This window comes from Rhodococcus sp. BP-332, from assembly GCF_019836065.1.
Taxonomy (GTDB): domain Bacteria; phylum Actinomycetota; class Actinomycetes; order Mycobacteriales; family Mycobacteriaceae; genus Rhodococcoides.
Map to the genome: position 1 here is coordinate 211,265 of NZ_JABUEC010000003.1, position 15,542 is coordinate 226,806.

The following is a 15,542-nucleotide window of genomic DNA, read 5'->3' on the forward strand; positions in this document are numbered from 1 at the left end:
CTCGAGTGGTGCGGCGCACTCGTCGACGTCACGGCCGATCGCCTCTCATCGAGCCGGGCGAAGTGGACAACTTACCGGCGAGTAAGGAAGCTTCAGCGCATCCGCTGCCCGTCCGCGACACCCGCGATCACCTGCACCGGGTGGAGAGAAGCGTCGACATGCAGTGGTCGAGAAGACAGTTCCTGGGCGCGATGGGCGTCGCGGGCCTGATCGGGTCGACGGGACCGGGAGCGGTGTCCCGCGCGGCTCCGATACTCGACGGTCTGTACCGGTCGGCGGTGCCCGAGCTCTACGCACCGATCGATCCGGCGCCGGCGCATTCGGAGGCCGTGGTGGTCGGATCGGGCTTCGGTGCCGCGGTCACCGCGCGGCGCCTCGCCGAGGCCGGCGTTCGCGTCACCGTCCTGGAGCGCGGGTCGCAGTGGCCCACGGATCCGCGTCGACAGATCTTCGCCAACGACTTCCTGCCGGACGGGCGCGCGTTGTGGCGTCGCGGCGGCACTGCTCCGCTGACCGGACTGCCCACGGTTCCCACCGACCGCTTCGGCGGCATCTTCGACGTGAGTGAACACGGCACCATCGACGTGTGGTCCGGAGCCGCGGTCGGCGGTGGTTCGTTGGTGTTCACCGGCGTGATGATCGCCCCCGAACGACGGTTCTTCGACCAGCTCTTCACCGGGCTCGTCTCGTACGACGAGATGCAGGCTCTGCACTACCCGCTCGTCCGTTCCGAGCTGCGGCTCTCACCGATGCCGGAGGACGTCTATCAGTCGCTGCCGTTCACGCATTCACGGGTGTGGGATCACCAGGTCCGCCGCGCCGGGTACACACCACAGCGCATCGACGGTATCTGGGACTGGGACGTGGTGCGCGGAGAGATGGCCGGTCGGTCCCGTCCGTCCGCGATCATCGGGGAGTCGAATCTCGGCAACTCCAACGGCGCCAAGTTCGACCTCAACCGCAACTATCTGGCCGCTGCTCGCGCCACTGGCCGGTGCACGATCCATGCGCGTCACGAGGTCACCGCCGTGACCAGGGAGGCGGACGGTCGCTACGCGTTGACCGTGGATCTGCTCGACCCGTCCGCCGAGGTCCTCTCCACCCGCACGGTGACCTGCGACGACCTGTTCCTGGGCGCCGGGTCGATGGGAACGTCACGGCTTCTCGTGCATGCCCGCGACACCGGACTGCTCCCCGACCTGAACGAACACGTCGGTGAGGGATGGGGCACCAACGGTGACGCGGCACTCGTCCGGGGCATGAGCCCGGAGGGCAACGGCATCGTGCAGGCGTCGCCCTCGGCGTCGAGGATCTCCGACGACTCGGGCGCCCCGCTCACCCTCGAGAACTGGTTCGTCCCCGGATCGCCCGTCGATCTGACGCTGATCGGCTCGTTGGGCATGGTCATGGACCCGACGAGAGGGCGGTTCGTGTGGGACGAGTCGACGCGGTCGGTGCGGCTCGACTGGCCGGAGGCCGGCAACATCGCCGTCTCGGACGCCCTGCGACCGGTGCACGACCGCATCGCGGAGCGCTCCGGAATCGGTGTGGGGTATCCGCCCCTGCGGGTTCCGGACGTGAACACCTCGTTCACGGCGCACCCGTTGGGAGGGGTGGTGCTGGGCCGAGCCACGGACGGGCACGGCCGCGTCCTCGGCCACGACCGGTTGCACGTCGTCGACGGAGCGCTGATCCCGGGCAGCACCGGCAGAGTCAATCCGTCGCTCACCATCGCGGCGCTCGCCGAACGCAACATCGCGACGGTAATCGCCGATCGCTGAGCGCCCCGTGGAGCGAATGACGGGAATCGAACCTGTGTGCACGGCTGTGCAGGCCGTTGCCTCACCACTCGGCCACATCCGCAGTGAGTCCCACGTCGGGAATCCCGGACCGGTCGGGACAGAGAAGCGCTCACGGTGATTCTCGGGCTGTCGCGGTGAGATACCTCGCGGCCGCGGCCGGGTTCTCGTCCGCCAGTGACGCCAGCGCTCGACACAGTGCGCCGAGTGAGGTTCCCTCGGCGTGCGCGGCCGACTGCAGGAGTGCCGCCGCGGTGTCCCGGTCCACCGCGAGGTGTTCCATCGCCATGCCGATGCTCTGATCGAGCGCGGCCGCGGAGCGCAGTGCCGCGGAGTATCGATCCGAACGGGACGTCGTCGCCACGTCGATCTCCGTCTCGAGTCGCCGAGACAGCATCGCGAGTCGGACGGACGTGTGTTCCGGCCCGTGTCCGCGGGTCTGGAGCGCGACGAGGGTGGCAGCGACCGCCGCGGCGGCCTCGGTGCGCGCGCGTCTCTGCACAGCCTGCCGTCGACGGGACCGGAGGTGCTCAGACGACCGTGCTCGCAGCAGTGACGGCGGGTGGAACCGAGTCGTGTCGCCGTGCTCGACGCGGTCACGACCGAGACGCTTCGCCCGGTACATCGCATCGTCCGCGCAGGAGATGAAGGAGTCGAGCGTCGACTCCACGTCGCCGAGGGCGAGCGCGGCGCCGTCGGGAGCCGTGGCCACGGCCGTCGTGGTGCCGATGCTCACCGTCACCGAGCACCGTGTGCGCACCGATCGCAGGACACGGTCCGCGAGATCGGCCGTACGCGCACCGCGGGCGACGACCAGGAACTCCTCGCCGCCGAGACGGGAGACGACGGCGCCCGCCGGAGTCGCCAGCACCACCGCTCGCGCGACGGACTGCAGCGTCCGATCACCGTGGGTGTGTCCGTGGGTGTCGTTGACGGCCTTGAAGTTGTCGATGTCGATGACGAGGGTGGTGACCGATTCGTGCCGCGACGCCGCGGCACCCAGCAGTTCCGTCAGACGGGGGAGTACGCCCCGGCGGTTCAACAGGCCGGTCAGGACGTCCGTGCGTGCGAGCACGTCGAATCGGTGACTCACCCGCACCATCGACCGCCGCAGGCCCCACACCAACACGACGGGGACGACGACGATGGTCAGGGACGCGCCGGCACTGATGAACGCGATGGCCGCAGATCCTGCCGAGGCGAACGACACCACGACGGCGGCTCCACCGGCAGCCACGGTGAACGACCACGCGGTCGCGGGCGGCGACGCGGCCGCGGAGAGCACCGGGACGATGGTGAGCAGCGCGGCGATCGCGAGGGAACCCGCCGGATCGGTCACCGCCACCGCGGAGAACGTCGTACCGCACAGCATCACCATGCCCATGGCGACGAACTGGCGTTCGGTCAGCCGCCCCGAGCGCCGGATGATGCCGGCTCCCACCACGGCCGCAGCGACGGCGAGAGCGGTGGCGAGCATCGGGGCGATGCCGGGGAAGAACAGACCGGGCACCACCCAGCCCGCTCCCAGTGACAGGGCGGAACCGGTGATCGCCGTTCCCATCGCGATCGACCGGATGTCGAGCACCTGCCGTGCGGGTGTCTCGAGAGGCGACTCGGTGGGCGACGTCCGCGCGCCGCGGTGCGCTCTGTCGATGTGTGGCGTCACGCGAGCACCCCGGTCCCCGTCACCGGTGATCCGTCGTCGGCTGACCTCCACCGTGTACCCCGTGAATGTACCGACCGGGACGGTTCCGTCGCGGCGATCCGGCGCACGTCTGGCCGTGAGACCTCGGGCGCGTGACCACCGCGAACACGCGGTCGGTGCGGTTGTCACCCTTTCCGGTCATCCTGATTCGAACTCGACGGAGCCGAAAACTGTTGCGCGATTTGACGTCTCGAGACGTCGGCGCTACATTTTCCTCACCATCCAGAGCGACCGAGAGACCTGGCTCGTCGACGTCGCAGCAACCCGCCTCGAGTTCGAGTGTGTGGGTGCTACCGCCAGGACCGATGGAGGAGATCCGCCGATGAACACTGTGACGACCCGACGCCCGCACGTCCTTCGCCTGCACCTCGAGTCGTGTCGAGAGTGCTGCTGCGCCTGTACGCGGCGCTGACCGGGTCCCTCACTTCGTCCTCTCGAAAGGCACAGCGATGTTCGCTGCCCTCACGCACCGGTGCAGCCGGTGACTCAACTCCACGATCGACCGGTCACCACCGACGCCGGTGACGTCTCGGATCACGACCTCGTCGTCGCACGCACGGTGCACCCGTGGCGGTGGATCATCGCCGTCGCGACCCTGGTCCTTCTCGCACAGTTCGTCCACGGGCTGGTGACCAACGCCGGCTGGGACTGGGGCACCTTCGCTCAGTACTTCACGGCGCGGTCCGTCGTCACTGCTCTGTGGCTCACGATCCAGCTGACCTTCTGGGGCACCCTCATCGGGTTCGCACTCGGCATCGCTCTCGCGGCGGCGCGGTTGTCGCAGAACCCGGTCCTGCAGATCATCTCCTGGTTCTACATCTGGGCGTTCCGGTCGATCCCGCTGATCGTGCAACTGCTGTTCTGGTTCAACATCGCCTACCTGTATCAGCGTTTGTCCCTGGGCATTCCGTTCGGACCGAGCTTCGTCGAGTTCGACGTCAACAGTGTCATCAGCGGGTCCACGGCGGCGATCATCGGTCTGGCCCTGCATCAGGCGGCGTACTCGGCGGAGATCGTGCGCGCCGGCATCATCTCGGTCGATCAGGGGCAGCTCGAAGCCGCTGCGGCGCTGGGGATCCCGAAGCGACGCGAATTCTTCGCGATCGTGCTGCCGCAAGCCATGAGGGGAATCCTCCCCAACGCGGCCAACGAGGTGATCAGTCTCTTCAAGGGCACCTCGATCGTCTCGGTCATGGCCATCGCCGAGCTGTTCTATCAGGTCCAGGTGATCTACGGACGGACCGGCCGTGTCGTCCCGATGCTCATGGTCGCGACGGTCTGGTACGTGATTCTGACGTCCGTCCTGTCCGTGGTGCAGTTCTACGTCGAGCGGCACTACTCCAAGGGTGCACTGCGCACGGTGCCGCTCACGCCGATCCAGAAGTTGCGTTCGCGCATCGCCGCGCTGCCGCTGTCACCGAGGGGAGCAACTCGATGACCGCCGAGATCGAGACTGCGCGGTATGCGGTCGAGGTACGGGGAGTGCACAAGTCCTACGGTGCCCTCGAGGTCCTGAAAGGCGTGGACCTGGCCGTGCGGCCGGGGGAGGTCGCGGCCGTTCTCGGACCCTCGGGGTCGGGCAAGTCCACTCTGCTGCGCACGGTGAACCACCTCGAGAAGGTCGACGCCGGATCCGTCCGAGTGGACGGTGCCCTCGTGGGATACCGCCGCAGAGGCCGGAAACTGCACGAACTGACGCCGAAGGAGATCCGGCGCCAGCGCTCGCAGATCGGCTTCGTCTTCCAGAACTTCACCCTGTTCCCGCACCTCACGGTGCTCGAGAACGTGGTCGAGGCACCCGTGTCCGCACAGCGACGTCCGCGGTCGGAGGTGGAACCCGAGGCTCTCGCACTCCTGTCGCGGGTCGGTGTCGCTGACAAGGCGCACGACTACCCGCGGCGGTTGTCCGGCGGACAACAGCAACGCGTCGCGATCGCCCGGGCGCTGGCGCTGCGCCCGAAGGTGATCCTGTTCGACGAACCCACGTCGGCACTCGATCCCGAGCTGGTGGGCGAGGTGCTCGATGTCATCCGCGGTCTCGCCGCAGACGGCGCGACGCTCGTCATCGTCACGCACGAGGTCGGCTTCGCACGCGAGGTCGCCGACACCGTGGTGTTCATGGACGGCGGCGTCGTCCTCGAACAGGGTTCTCCTGTAGAGGTGTTCGACACCCCGACCCACAGTCGCACTCGAGAATTCCTCTCCCGGGTTCTCTGATTCCCACGCACACCTCTCCCGAAAGTGACCTCTCCCATGTCTCGATCGTCCCGTCGCCTCGCGTCGGTCCTGTCCTCCGTCGCCGTCCTCGCGCTCGTCGCGTCCGCGTGCGGCGAACCCGCAGCCGAGAACACCGTGGTGTCCGAAGCCGGTGTCTCCTATGATCTCTCGCCCGAGCAGTCCGGGCGCATCCACACCGAGAAGGTGGACGACATCGCGGCGAAGGTGCCGCAGGCAATCCGTGATCGCGGAACCCTCGTCGTCACCGGAACAGCGGGTGCGACTCCGCCTCTCGGCTTCTATGCCACCGACGACACCACCGTCGTCGGATCCGAGATCGATCTCGCGAGCCTCTTCGCCGACGTCCTCGGTCTCTCGGTCGACCGCCGCACCGCGGACTGGGCCCAGAACTTCGTGAAGATCGATTCGGGCGAGAACGACGCCTTCATCTCGAACGTGACGGTCACGGAGGAGCGCAAGGAGAAGTACGACTTCGCCACCTACCGCCTCGACAACGTCGCCCTCGAGGTTCCGACGGACTCCGACTGGACGTTCACCGACCGCAAGGACATCGCCGGCAAGAAGATCGGTGTCTCGTCCGGTACCAACCAGGAACAACTGCTCGTCGACTGGAACACGCAGAACGGGGCGGAGGGCATCGCGCCCGCCGAGATCGTCTACTACCAGAACGCCGCCGACTACTACCTCGCCCTGTCCTCGAAGCGCATCGACGGGTACCTCGGACCCAATCCGTCCGCGCAGTACCACTCGTCGAGCACAGGGGAGTCGAAGATCATCGGCACCTTCTCCGGTGCGGGCGAGGCGCTCCAGGGTGAGATCGCCGTCCTGGTGAAGAAGGACAGCGGGCTCGCCGAGGCGTTCGCGGACGCCATCGATCACACCATCGAGAACGGGACCTACCAGCAGGTGCTGGACAAGTGGGGGCTCGGCGGCGAGGCCGTGTCGGCCTCGGAGATCAATCCACCCGGGCTCCCGAAGAAGTGACCTCGGTCCGACAGGGAGCACCCGTGGCCGGCAGCGATCGCCCGCAGCTCGAGGTCGCGCGAGTCGACCAGGGCGATCCGCTGGCACGACCCCTGCTCGCGGAGCTGGCGATCGAGTACAGCACCCGCTACGGCGGGACCGCCGACCAGATGTACTCGGCTCTGTCCACCCATCCGGCAGAGGACTTCGCGCCGCCGCACGGCGGGCTGATCGTGCTCCTCGAGAACGGTGAACCTGTTGCCGGCGGGGCGTTTCGGCGTCACGACGAGCAGACCGCCGAACTGAAGCGCATCTGGACGTCCGCATCGCACCGCCGACGAGGACTCGCTCGGCGCGTTCTCACCGAACTCGAATCGGAGATCGCTGTCCGAAACTACGAGAGCATCCACCTCACCACCGGGTGGCGCCGACCGGAGGCTGTCGGCCTGTATCTGGCGGCGGGGTACACACCGCTGTTCGACCCGGTGGCCCCGCCGGCCGAGGGCGTGCCCCGTGCGTTCCGGAAGACGACTCGACCCACCAACTGACCCCCGTTCTTCGTTCCTGCACACACACCTCTTGGAGTTGACCCAGTGATCGACCGCCATCAACGGACACCCGCCGTCAGTGCCGCGATCGGCCTCGTCGCCCTGACCACGGCCCTCACCGCCTGCGGCGGCGCTGCTGGTTCGGCGGGCGCCGACGCCGGCCCCGCTCAGCCGGGAGGCACCCTGAACTACGGACTCTCCACAGCGCCGACGTGCTCGGATCCCGCGCAGGCAGGGACCAACCAGACGATCTACGTCACGCGCGCCGTGGTCGACTCACTCACCGATCAGGATCCCGACACTGGCGAGATCGTGCCGTGGCTCGCCGAGAAGTGGGAGACCGACGCGGATGCGACGTCGTTCACGTTCACACTGAAGGACGGGGTGTCGTTCAGCGACGGCACACCGGTCACCGCGCAGTCGGTCAAGAACAACTTCGACGCCATCGTGGGCACGCTCGGGGCGGCGAAGGCGCCGCTCGCCGCCAGCTATCTCGCGGGATACGTCGGGACGACCGTGGTCGACCCGCGGACCGCGCAGGTGACCTTCTCGTCGCCCAATGCGCAGTTCCTGCAGGCATCGGCGACCTCACAGCTGGGACTGCAGGCCGATGCCACCACGTCGCTGTCCGCCGAGGAGCGCTGCCAGGGCGGAAACATCGGCAGTGGCCCGTTCACGTACACCGACTACCAGCAGGATCGATCGGTGAGTGTGGCCAGGCGAGCCGGCTACTCCTGGGGTTCGCCGGCGTTCGGTCACACCGGTGAGGCCTACCTGGACGGCATCGAGTTCACGGTGGTGCCGGAATCGGGCGTCCGGACCGGAAGCCTGTCGTCGGGTCAGCTCGACGCCGTCAGCGACGCGCTCCCGCAGGACGCACCGACCATCGAGGCGACCGGCGGTCGAGTGCTGACGACGTCGAATCCCGGAACACCCTTCGGTATCGCGCCCAATGTCTCGCGAGGCGTACTGGCCGACCCGGACGTGCGCCGCGCACTCGTCCCCGCGATCGACCGTCAGCAGTTGGTCGACACCGTCCTCGGCCCGAACTTCCTGCCGGCGACCAGCACTCTCGCGAGCAGGACGCCCGGCTACGTGTCGTTGCCCGACGTGACCTTCGACGCCGACGCGGCGCGGACCGTGCTCGACAGTGCGGGTTGGGTACCGGCCGCGGACGGGATCCGCGAGAAGGACGGTCAGCGGCTCAGCTTCTCGATCCTGTTCAGCGCCGTGTTCGCGGGCAACCAGGCGATTCTCGAGTTGCTGCAGCAGCAGTTTCGGGACGTCGGTGTCGATGCCCGGCTCGAGCTGACGTCCGTGCCCGAGTCGATCGCACGACAGAATGCCGGTGACTTCGACGCGACGTACTACAACAGCACGCGTGCCGACGGCGACATCCTGCGGACGTCGTTCGCGGCGGACGGCCGAAATCTCAACCAGCGTGGCCCGATCGCCGATCTGGATGCCTCGTTGACCGATCAGCTGCGCACGACGGACACGACGCAGCGCGGCGAGTACCTGGCGCACGCACAGCAGCAGGTGCTCGACAACGGACTGTGGATCCCGACCGTCGAACTGTCGCAGGCGGTCGGCGCGAGCTCGGCGGTGCAGGACCAGAGGTTCGACGCGTCTGCTCGGCTGCAGTTCTTCGACACCTGGTTGAGCAGGAGCTGACATGCTTCGCTACCTCGGCCTGCGCGTCCTGCAGGCGATCGGTGTCCTGTGGGCCGCGTTCACCATCTCCTTCGTGGTGCTGTTCCTGCTGCCCTCCGATCCGGTGAGCATCGCGGTCGATTCCGGCGGCGGCAGTGGCACCCCGGTGGACGCGGCCGCGGTCGCCGAGCTGCAGGCCCGGTACGGACTGGACAAGCCTGTCCTCGAGCAGTACTGGACATCGCTCACCAGCGCGATCCGCGGTGACTTCGGCACGTCCATCTCCACGGGTCAGCCGGTGACCACCGCGATCCTGGGCGCCGTTCCGAGCACCCTCGCCCTGGCCGGTCTCGCGCTGATGCTCGCCGTCGGTGTCGGTGGGGGGCTCGCCTTTCTCGCTACCTACACCCGCGCACGATGGTTGCGTACCGCGCTGCTCTCCCTCCCTCCGCTGGGCGTCGCGGTGCCGACGTTCTGGGTGGGACTCCTGCTCCTGCAGGTGTTCTCGTTCGGGCTGCCGATCTTCCCGGCGTTCGGCGACCGCGGGTTCGGATCGCTGGTGCTGCCGGCGATCACGCTGGCGGTACCGACCGGGGCCGTCATCGCGCAGGTGCTCGCGACCAGCCTGACCACGACGTGGCGGCAACCGTTCACCACCGCGGCCGAGGCGAAGGGTGCGTCCCGGTGGCGGATCCAGACTCGCCACGTGCTGCGCCTGGCCAGCGTGCCGGCGTTCACCATCGCCGGCGTCCTCGTCGGCGAACTGTTGGCCGGTTCGGTGGTCGTCGAGACCGTGTTCTCCCGGGCCGGCGTGGGCCGACTGACGCAGACATCGGTTCTCGCGCAGGACATCCCGGTGGTGCAGGGAATCGTGGTCCTCACGTCGCTGGTGTTCGTGGTCGTCACGCTGGCCGTGGACATCGTGTACCCCCTGATCGATCCCCGGATCGTCCAGCGCACCACCCGACCCACGAAGGAGCCGGCCCATGTCTGACGTCCTGGTACGAGAGACGGTCCACGCGAGCGTCTCGCCCGAGCCGACGTCCCGTCGACGGCGAGTGACCCCGCGGGCCGTCGGCGGCAGGATCGGCGTGGCGGTGTCGGTGGCCGTCCTGATCGTCGCCGTCGGGTTCGCCATCGTCCCGTCTCTTTTCGCCAGTGGGGATCCCTTGCGCGGCGTCCCGGCGGAGAAGTTGCAGGGACCCAGCGCCGCTCACTGGTTCGGCACCGACAACATCGGCCGCGACGTCTGGACCCGGGTCGTGCACGGTGCCGGGTTGTCGCTCAGCGCGACGCTGATGGCCGTGGCCATCGCGCTCGTGGCGGGATCGATTCTCGGCCTGATCGGAGGCGCTGTCGGCGGAATCGTCGACGCGGTGCTCATGCGTCTCGTCGACGTGCTGTTGTCCATCCCGACTCTGCTGCTGGCCCTGGCCCTGGTCACCGCTCTCGGTTTCGGAACCGTGAACGTCGCGATCGCGGTCGGTGTCACCCTCGTCGCGAGCTTCGCGCGCGTGATGCGGTCCGAGGTGCTGCGCGTAAGGCGGTCGCTGTACGTGGAGGCCGCCTTCGCGTCGGGTTCGCGGTGGCACACCGTGCTGTGGACCCACATTCTCCGGAACGCGTACCCACCCGTGATCGCCCTGGCGGCAGTGCAGTTCGGCATGGCCGTGCTCGCTGTGTCGTCGCTCAGTTTCCTCGGTTTCGGAGCGGTACCGCCCACACCGGAATGGGGTTCGCTCGTGTCGGAGGGGCGCAACTTCCTCGCCACCTCCTGGTGGCTCACCACGCTGCCCGGTCTCGTCATCGTGGCGGTCGTGCTGTCGGCGCACAGAGTGGGCCACGCGCTGGATCGGGGTGATCGAGCATGAGCAGCAGGAGTGGAGCCGGCGGAACGACCCGGTCGAGCCTGCTCAGGGTCGACGGTCTGCGCGTGTCGTACGGGGCGACAGAGGCCGTGCGGGGTGTCGACTTCGAGATCGCGCGGGGTGAGGTGCTCGCCCTGGTCGGCGAGTCGGGCAGCGGCAAGACGACCACGGCCCAGGCGATCATCGGTCTGCTCGCCGGATCGGGCACCGTCACCGGGGGCACCGTCACGTTCGACGGTGACCGTGTCGACGACGCGGGACACCGTCGGTGGGAGAAGCTTCGCGGTGCGCACATCGGTCTGGTGCCGCAGGACCCGACCACGTCGCTCAATCCTGTGAAGCGAGTGGGGGAGCAGGTCGCAGAGGTGCTCCGCATCCACGGCCGGGCCGACCGGCGCAGCGCCGCGGCGGCGGCCGTGCAGATACTCGACGAGGCGGGGATCGACAATCCGGAGCTCCGTGCTCGGCAGTATCCGCAAGACCTGTCCGGCGGGCAGCGTCAGCGCGTGCTCATCGGTATCGCGCTGGCGTGCGAGCCGGAGCTGGTGATCGCCGACGAGCCGACCAGCGCTCTGGACGTGACCGTGCAGCGCCGCATTCTCGACCACCTCGCGGATCGGATCGCCGAGCACGGCACCTCGGTACTGCTGATCACGCACGACCTCGGGGTCGCGGCCGACCGCGCCGATCGGATCGCCGTCATGCGTGACGGTGAGATCGTCGAGATCGGGCCCGCGCGAGAGGTGTTGGAGAACCCGACCGCCGACTACACGAGAGGACTGATCGCGTCCGCGCCGTCTCTGACGTCGGTACGGGTGCCGCGTGCGACGCGCGAGGCGCAGCCGGTCCTGTTGTCGCTGAGACAGGTGTCCAAGACGTTCCGCATCGGTCGTGGACAGAACCTGACGGCGGTGGACGGGGTGTCGCTCGACGTCGAGCGCGGACGGACGGTGTCGATCGTCGGGGAGAGCGGCTCGGGAAAGTCCACGACGGCTCGCATCGCTCTGCGGCTCGAGAACCCGTCGGCGGGGTCGGTCGTCTTCGACGGCGACGACATCACGTCCGCACGCGGCAGGGAGTTGCGCACCCTCCGGCGACGCTTCCAGATCGTGTATCAGAACCCGTACGCATCGCTGAATCCCGCACTGCGCGTGCGGGACATCGTGGCGGAACCGCTCGTCGCGTTCGGGCTCGGATCACGCTCCACGCGTCCCGCCCGGGTGGCCGAACTGCTCGAGCAGGTCGCCCTGGCGCCGGAGTACCTCGACAGGCGCCCCGCCGAGCTGTCCGGTGGGCAGCGCCAGCGGGTCGCCATCGCCCGCGCGCTGGCTCTCCACCCGGAGCTGCTCGTGCTCGACGAACCGGTGTCCGCACTGGACGTCTCGGTGCAGGCGCAGATTCTCGAACTCCTCACTCGGCTGCAGGACGAGTTGGATCTGAGCTATCTGTTCATCTCCCACGATCTCGCGGTCGTGCGCCAGATCAGCGACACGGTGCTGGTGATGCGCAACGGGCGAGTGGTCGAGTCCGGGTCGGCGGAGGACGTGTTCGATCGACCGCAGCACGAGTACACCAGGGAACTGCGCAACGCCGTTCCGGGAACGGGAGTCGACGCACGACCGTCATGACCTTTCCGATCACGCCGAGCAGAACTGTGTCTCCGCGCGCCGCGCGGCTCTAGCGTCGGGCCATGACCTGGAACTCGATCATCGATTCGATCCGTCACTGGGTGTCCGACTGGAGCGACGAGTCTGCCGCCGGCTGCGTCGAGGCCGCGGTGCGCACCTCGTTCTGAGGGCGCGCGACGACGCTGTCAGCGTGCGGCTTTCGGCCGGGTCGCCGCGACGACCGCGGCCCCCAGCGCGGTGATCGCCATGACGACGATCACGGCGTGGTTCCAGCCGTCGAACACCGCGGACGGCGCGGTGCCGGCCGACAGGACCACCACCGACACCACGGTCACGCCGATCGCCGAGCCGAGGTAGCGCGCGGTGTTGTTCGCCCCGCTTCCCATGGCGGCGCGCCCGGCTGGGACGCTCGCGACGGCCTCGCGGCCGAGGGCGGCGTTGACTATTCCTGTCGCGGCGCCGGCCAGGACGAGACCCGGCACGAGGCGCAGGGGCGACGACGTCTCGGACAGTCCGAGTAACAGCCCCGTCCCGACGGCGACACCGACGAGGCCCAGGGCCAGTTGCGTTCGGCCGGAGACGGACGCGGGTATGCGCCGCGCGAGCAGGGCGGTGATCACGCTCGTCCCCGACCAGCCGAAGAGCAGGAAGGCGCTGTGGAGTGCGTCCAGACCGAATGCGGCGCCGACGAATCCGGCCATGTACGACATCAGCGCGATCACCCCGGCTCCGGTGGCGAGTGCGGCGACGGTGGCGGCGAGGAAGGCGGGTTGGCGCAGCAGCGTGAGATCGAGCATGGGCGACGCGGTCCGGCGTTCGTGCAGAACGAAACCCGCGAGCAACAGCGCGGCCACGGCGAGCAGGACGAGGGGTAGGGGTCGCGTCCACCCGGCACGGCCCTCGACGAGCGCGGCGAGGAGGGCCGACAGACCCCCGGACAGGGCGACGGCGCCGATCAGGTCCAGCCCGCGCCTTGTCTCCGTGCGGGATTCGGCGAGGAGGCGCCCTGCGACGACCGCGGCGACGAGTGTCAGCGCGGTGAGCAGCCAGTACCCCTCGCGCCACGTGGCGAGACGATCCGAGGTCGCGGACAGCAGGGGACCGAGGGTGATGCCCGCGCCGACGGCCGCGCCCCAGATGCCGCTGGCACGGGCGCGCAGCGGGCCGGGTTCGAAGGCGTGCGCGATGACGCCGAGACTCGACGCCAGCACCGCGCCCGCCCCGACGCCCTGGACCACGCGGGCGAGGACGAACACGAGCGTGGACGGCGCGGCCGCGCACACAGCGGACGCGAGGGCGAGGACGACGAGACCGAGAACGAAGGTGCGGCGACGGCCGATGTCGTCGGCGAGTGCGCCGGACACCAGCAACGCGGCACTGAGGCCGATGCTCATCGAGCTCAGGATCCAGGTTCTGCCCGACGCGTCGCTCCCGAGCGTCGCGGCGGTGCTGCCGATGGTCGCCAGGGGAAACGTGAACGCAGCCAGGGCGAGGAGGGTCCCGAAAGCCGCGACGGGCAGGGGACGGGCGAGAGGTGGTGCGGATCGCTGCTGAGTCATGCCCGTCCTTCGGTTCGGTGAGCGAACCGTAACCCGCCGATATGGTTCGGTCAACAGACCGTTCGAGGTAGGCTCGAGCCATGGCGATGGGAACGGATTACGCCGCGCAGGACTGCTCGCTCGCTCGCGCCCTGGAGATCGTGGGGGAGCGGTGGACACTGCTCGTCGTGCGGGACTCCCTGTTCGGTGTGCGCCGGTTCTCCGACTTCCAGCACCACCTCGGCATCTCGAAGGCAGTGCTGTCGCAGCGCCTGTCGGCCCTGGTGGACCACGGATTGCTGAGCAGGGAACGTGTCGGTGGGCGTGAGGAATATCGTCCCACCGAGATCCTCGTCGACCTGTGGCCCGCGCTGCACGCGTTGACCGTGTGGGGTGAACGAGCAGCGCCCGCGCAGGACGGCCCCCGTCGGGTGTTCCGACACGAACCGTGCGGCGGTGAGCTCGACGATCACGGCAGCTGCCCGCAGTGCGGGACCGTGCCCGCTGCCGGTCGGGTCGTCATGTCGCCGGGGCCGGGTGTGGTCGCGACCCCGCGGCCGAACACCGTGTCCCGCGCGCTCCGCGCACCTCGTCGGTTGCTCGAGCCGATCAGGTGACGGCGACACCCGGCGCGAGGTGAAGGGGGGCGGTCGCGCGACGGCCCCCGGGGCCTCGCTCTATTCTGGACCGGGTCGGAAACACAGGTCCGCGACACGGTCGGTTGTCATGGGCGTCGAGAGTGGGGAACACATGACGGTGCCGTACGGCGATCGCGGCGATCTCGTCCGCACCATCGACGAGGACACCTCCGTCGATCAGCAGGCGTCGGCGCTCGGCAAAATCGCCGAGATGGCCCGCACTCTCCGCGGAACCCGTCGATCGGTGGACGACACGCTGACAGCCCTGGTGCGGTCGGCCACGCAGCTCATGCCCGGCGTCGATCATGCGTGCGTCACCGTGATGACCGGTGCGCGGCGCACCATCCACGCCCGCACCGACGACGTCGCCGCCGATCTCTGCCGTGTGCAGTTCGAACTGGGTGAGGGGCCCACCGAGAACGAGATCTGGCAGATCGACACCGTCGTGGCCGAGAATCTCGGCAGCGAGCGGCGGTGGCCCTCCTTCGCCGCGGCCGCACGCGACAGGGGAATCGAGTCGATGGCGGCGTTCCGCCTCTACACCGATCCGTCGGCGCGTGATCTCGGCGTGTTGCTGCTGTTCAGCAGGACTGCCGACGCCTTCGACGCCGATGCTCAGATGGTCGGATCCGCGCTCGCCGCCCACGGCGCGGTGGCGCTGCTCAGTGCCCGCGACGACCAGAACTTCCGGGACGGCCTCGCGAGTCGCGACATCATCGGCCAGGCCAAGGGGATCCTCATGGAGCGATTCGACGTCGATGCCGTGCAGGCCTTCACGATGCTCGCCCACATCTCCCAGTCCGAGAACCGCCCGCTGCGGGAGGTCGCGCTGTCTCTGATCGAGGAGTCGCATCCCACGAGGTCCGTCGAGGTTCCGCCCGTCGCGTGACGGCCCGCCGGAACTGCCCGTCGGAACAACGCGGTGCGCGCGGACGTTGTCGGAACAGAGTGTTACTGCGACAAG

At 68.7% G+C, this 15,542-nt stretch carries 13 protein-coding genes, 1 tRNA gene and 1 riboswitch; of the genes, 11 read left to right on the forward strand and 3 right to left on the reverse strand.

Features of this window, described 5'->3' with window-relative positions; genetic code table 11:
- Positions 1 to 158: 158 nt before the first annotated feature.
- Positions 159 to 1,781, forward strand: coding sequence for a GMC oxidoreductase (locus HQ314_RS12195; protein WP_222650198.1), 1,623 nt, complete (start codon positions 159 to 161; stop codon positions 1,779 to 1,781).
- 8 nt (positions 1,782 to 1,789) lie between these two features.
- Here the strand turns inward: HQ314_RS12195 and HQ314_RS12200 are convergent.
- Positions 1,790 to 1,863 (reverse strand) — tRNA-Cys (locus tag HQ314_RS12200).
- Positions 1,864 to 1,911: 48 nt separating this feature from the next.
- The gene (locus tag HQ314_RS21755; RefSeq protein ID WP_222650199.1) at positions 1,912 to 3,465 is read right to left on the reverse strand and encodes a diguanylate cyclase; all 1,554 of its coding nucleotides are present in this window, start codon (positions 3,463 to 3,465) and stop codon (positions 1,912 to 1,914) included.
- A 254-nt stretch (positions 3,466 to 3,719) separates the two neighbouring features.
- Positions 3,720 to 3,816: riboswitch (SAM riboswitch) on the forward strand.
- Positions 3,817 to 3,985: 169 nt separating this feature from the next.
- Here HQ314_RS21755 and HQ314_RS12210 point away from each other — a divergent pair.
- From HQ314_RS12210 to HQ314_RS12245, 8 genes are read left to right on the forward strand one after another with little or no spacing between them, the layout of a single operon-like run.
- The gene (locus HQ314_RS12210; RefSeq protein WP_235578815.1) at positions 3,986 to 4,942 is read left to right on the forward strand and encodes an amino acid ABC transporter permease; all 957 of its coding nucleotides are present in this window, start codon (positions 3,986 to 3,988) and stop codon (positions 4,940 to 4,942) included.
- Positions 4,939 to 5,721, forward strand: coding sequence for an amino acid ABC transporter ATP-binding protein (locus HQ314_RS12215; RefSeq protein WP_222650200.1), 783 nt, complete (start codon positions 4,939 to 4,941; stop codon positions 5,719 to 5,721). The genes HQ314_RS12210 and HQ314_RS12215 overlap by 4 nt, the downstream gene beginning before the upstream one ends.
- Positions 5,722 to 5,757: 36 nt before the next feature.
- Positions 5,758 to 6,726: an ABC transporter substrate-binding protein gene (locus HQ314_RS12220; RefSeq protein ID WP_027504017.1), complete on the forward strand. Its 969-nt coding sequence runs from the start codon at positions 5,758 to 5,760 to the stop codon at positions 6,724 to 6,726.
- Positions 6,727 to 6,749: 23 nt separating this feature from the next.
- A complete protein-coding gene (locus tag HQ314_RS12225; RefSeq protein WP_222650201.1) occupies positions 6,750 to 7,253 on the forward strand; it encodes a GNAT family N-acetyltransferase in 504 nt (167 codons plus the stop codon).
- Positions 7,254 to 7,298: 45 nt separating this feature from the next.
- Positions 7,299 to 8,927 (forward strand): ABC transporter substrate-binding protein, encoded by a 1,629-nt coding sequence (locus HQ314_RS12230; RefSeq protein WP_308119376.1) that lies wholly within the window; start codon positions 7,299 to 7,301, stop codon positions 8,925 to 8,927.
- 1 nt (position 8,928) lies between these two features.
- A complete protein-coding gene (locus HQ314_RS12235) occupies positions 8,929 to 9,900 on the forward strand; it encodes an ABC transporter permease (RefSeq protein WP_222638255.1) in 972 nt (323 codons plus the stop codon).
- Positions 9,893 to 10,777: an ABC transporter permease gene (locus HQ314_RS12240; protein ID WP_222650202.1), complete on the forward strand. Its 885-nt coding sequence runs from the start codon at positions 9,893 to 9,895 to the stop codon at positions 10,775 to 10,777. The genes HQ314_RS12235 and HQ314_RS12240 overlap by 8 nt, the downstream gene beginning before the upstream one ends.
- Positions 10,774 to 12,402, forward strand: a complete 1,629-nt coding sequence (locus HQ314_RS12245) for an ABC transporter ATP-binding protein (RefSeq protein WP_222650203.1) — start codon at positions 10,774 to 10,776, stop codon at positions 12,400 to 12,402. The genes HQ314_RS12240 and HQ314_RS12245 overlap by 4 nt, the downstream gene beginning before the upstream one ends.
- A 185-nt stretch (positions 12,403 to 12,587) precedes the next feature.
- Here HQ314_RS12245 and HQ314_RS12250 read toward each other — a convergent pair whose 3' ends face one another.
- Positions 12,588 to 13,961 carry an MFS transporter gene (locus HQ314_RS12250; RefSeq protein ID WP_222650204.1) on the reverse strand — a complete coding sequence of 458 codons (1,374 nt, stop codon included), beginning with the start codon at positions 13,959 to 13,961 and terminating at the stop codon, positions 12,588 to 12,590.
- 80 nt (positions 13,962 to 14,041) lie between these two features.
- Here HQ314_RS12250 and HQ314_RS12255 point away from each other — a divergent pair, with 80 nt between their 5' ends.
- Complete coding sequence (locus tag HQ314_RS12255; protein ID WP_222650205.1) at positions 14,042 to 14,557, forward strand: helix-turn-helix domain-containing protein; 516 nt, start codon at positions 14,042 to 14,044, stop codon at positions 14,555 to 14,557.
- A gap of 109 nt (positions 14,558 to 14,666) precedes the next feature.
- Positions 14,667 to 15,467, forward strand: a complete 801-nt coding sequence (locus HQ314_RS12260; RefSeq protein ID WP_261769686.1) for a GAF and ANTAR domain-containing protein — start codon at positions 14,667 to 14,669, stop codon at positions 15,465 to 15,467.
- Positions 15,468 to 15,542 lie beyond the last annotated feature (75 nt).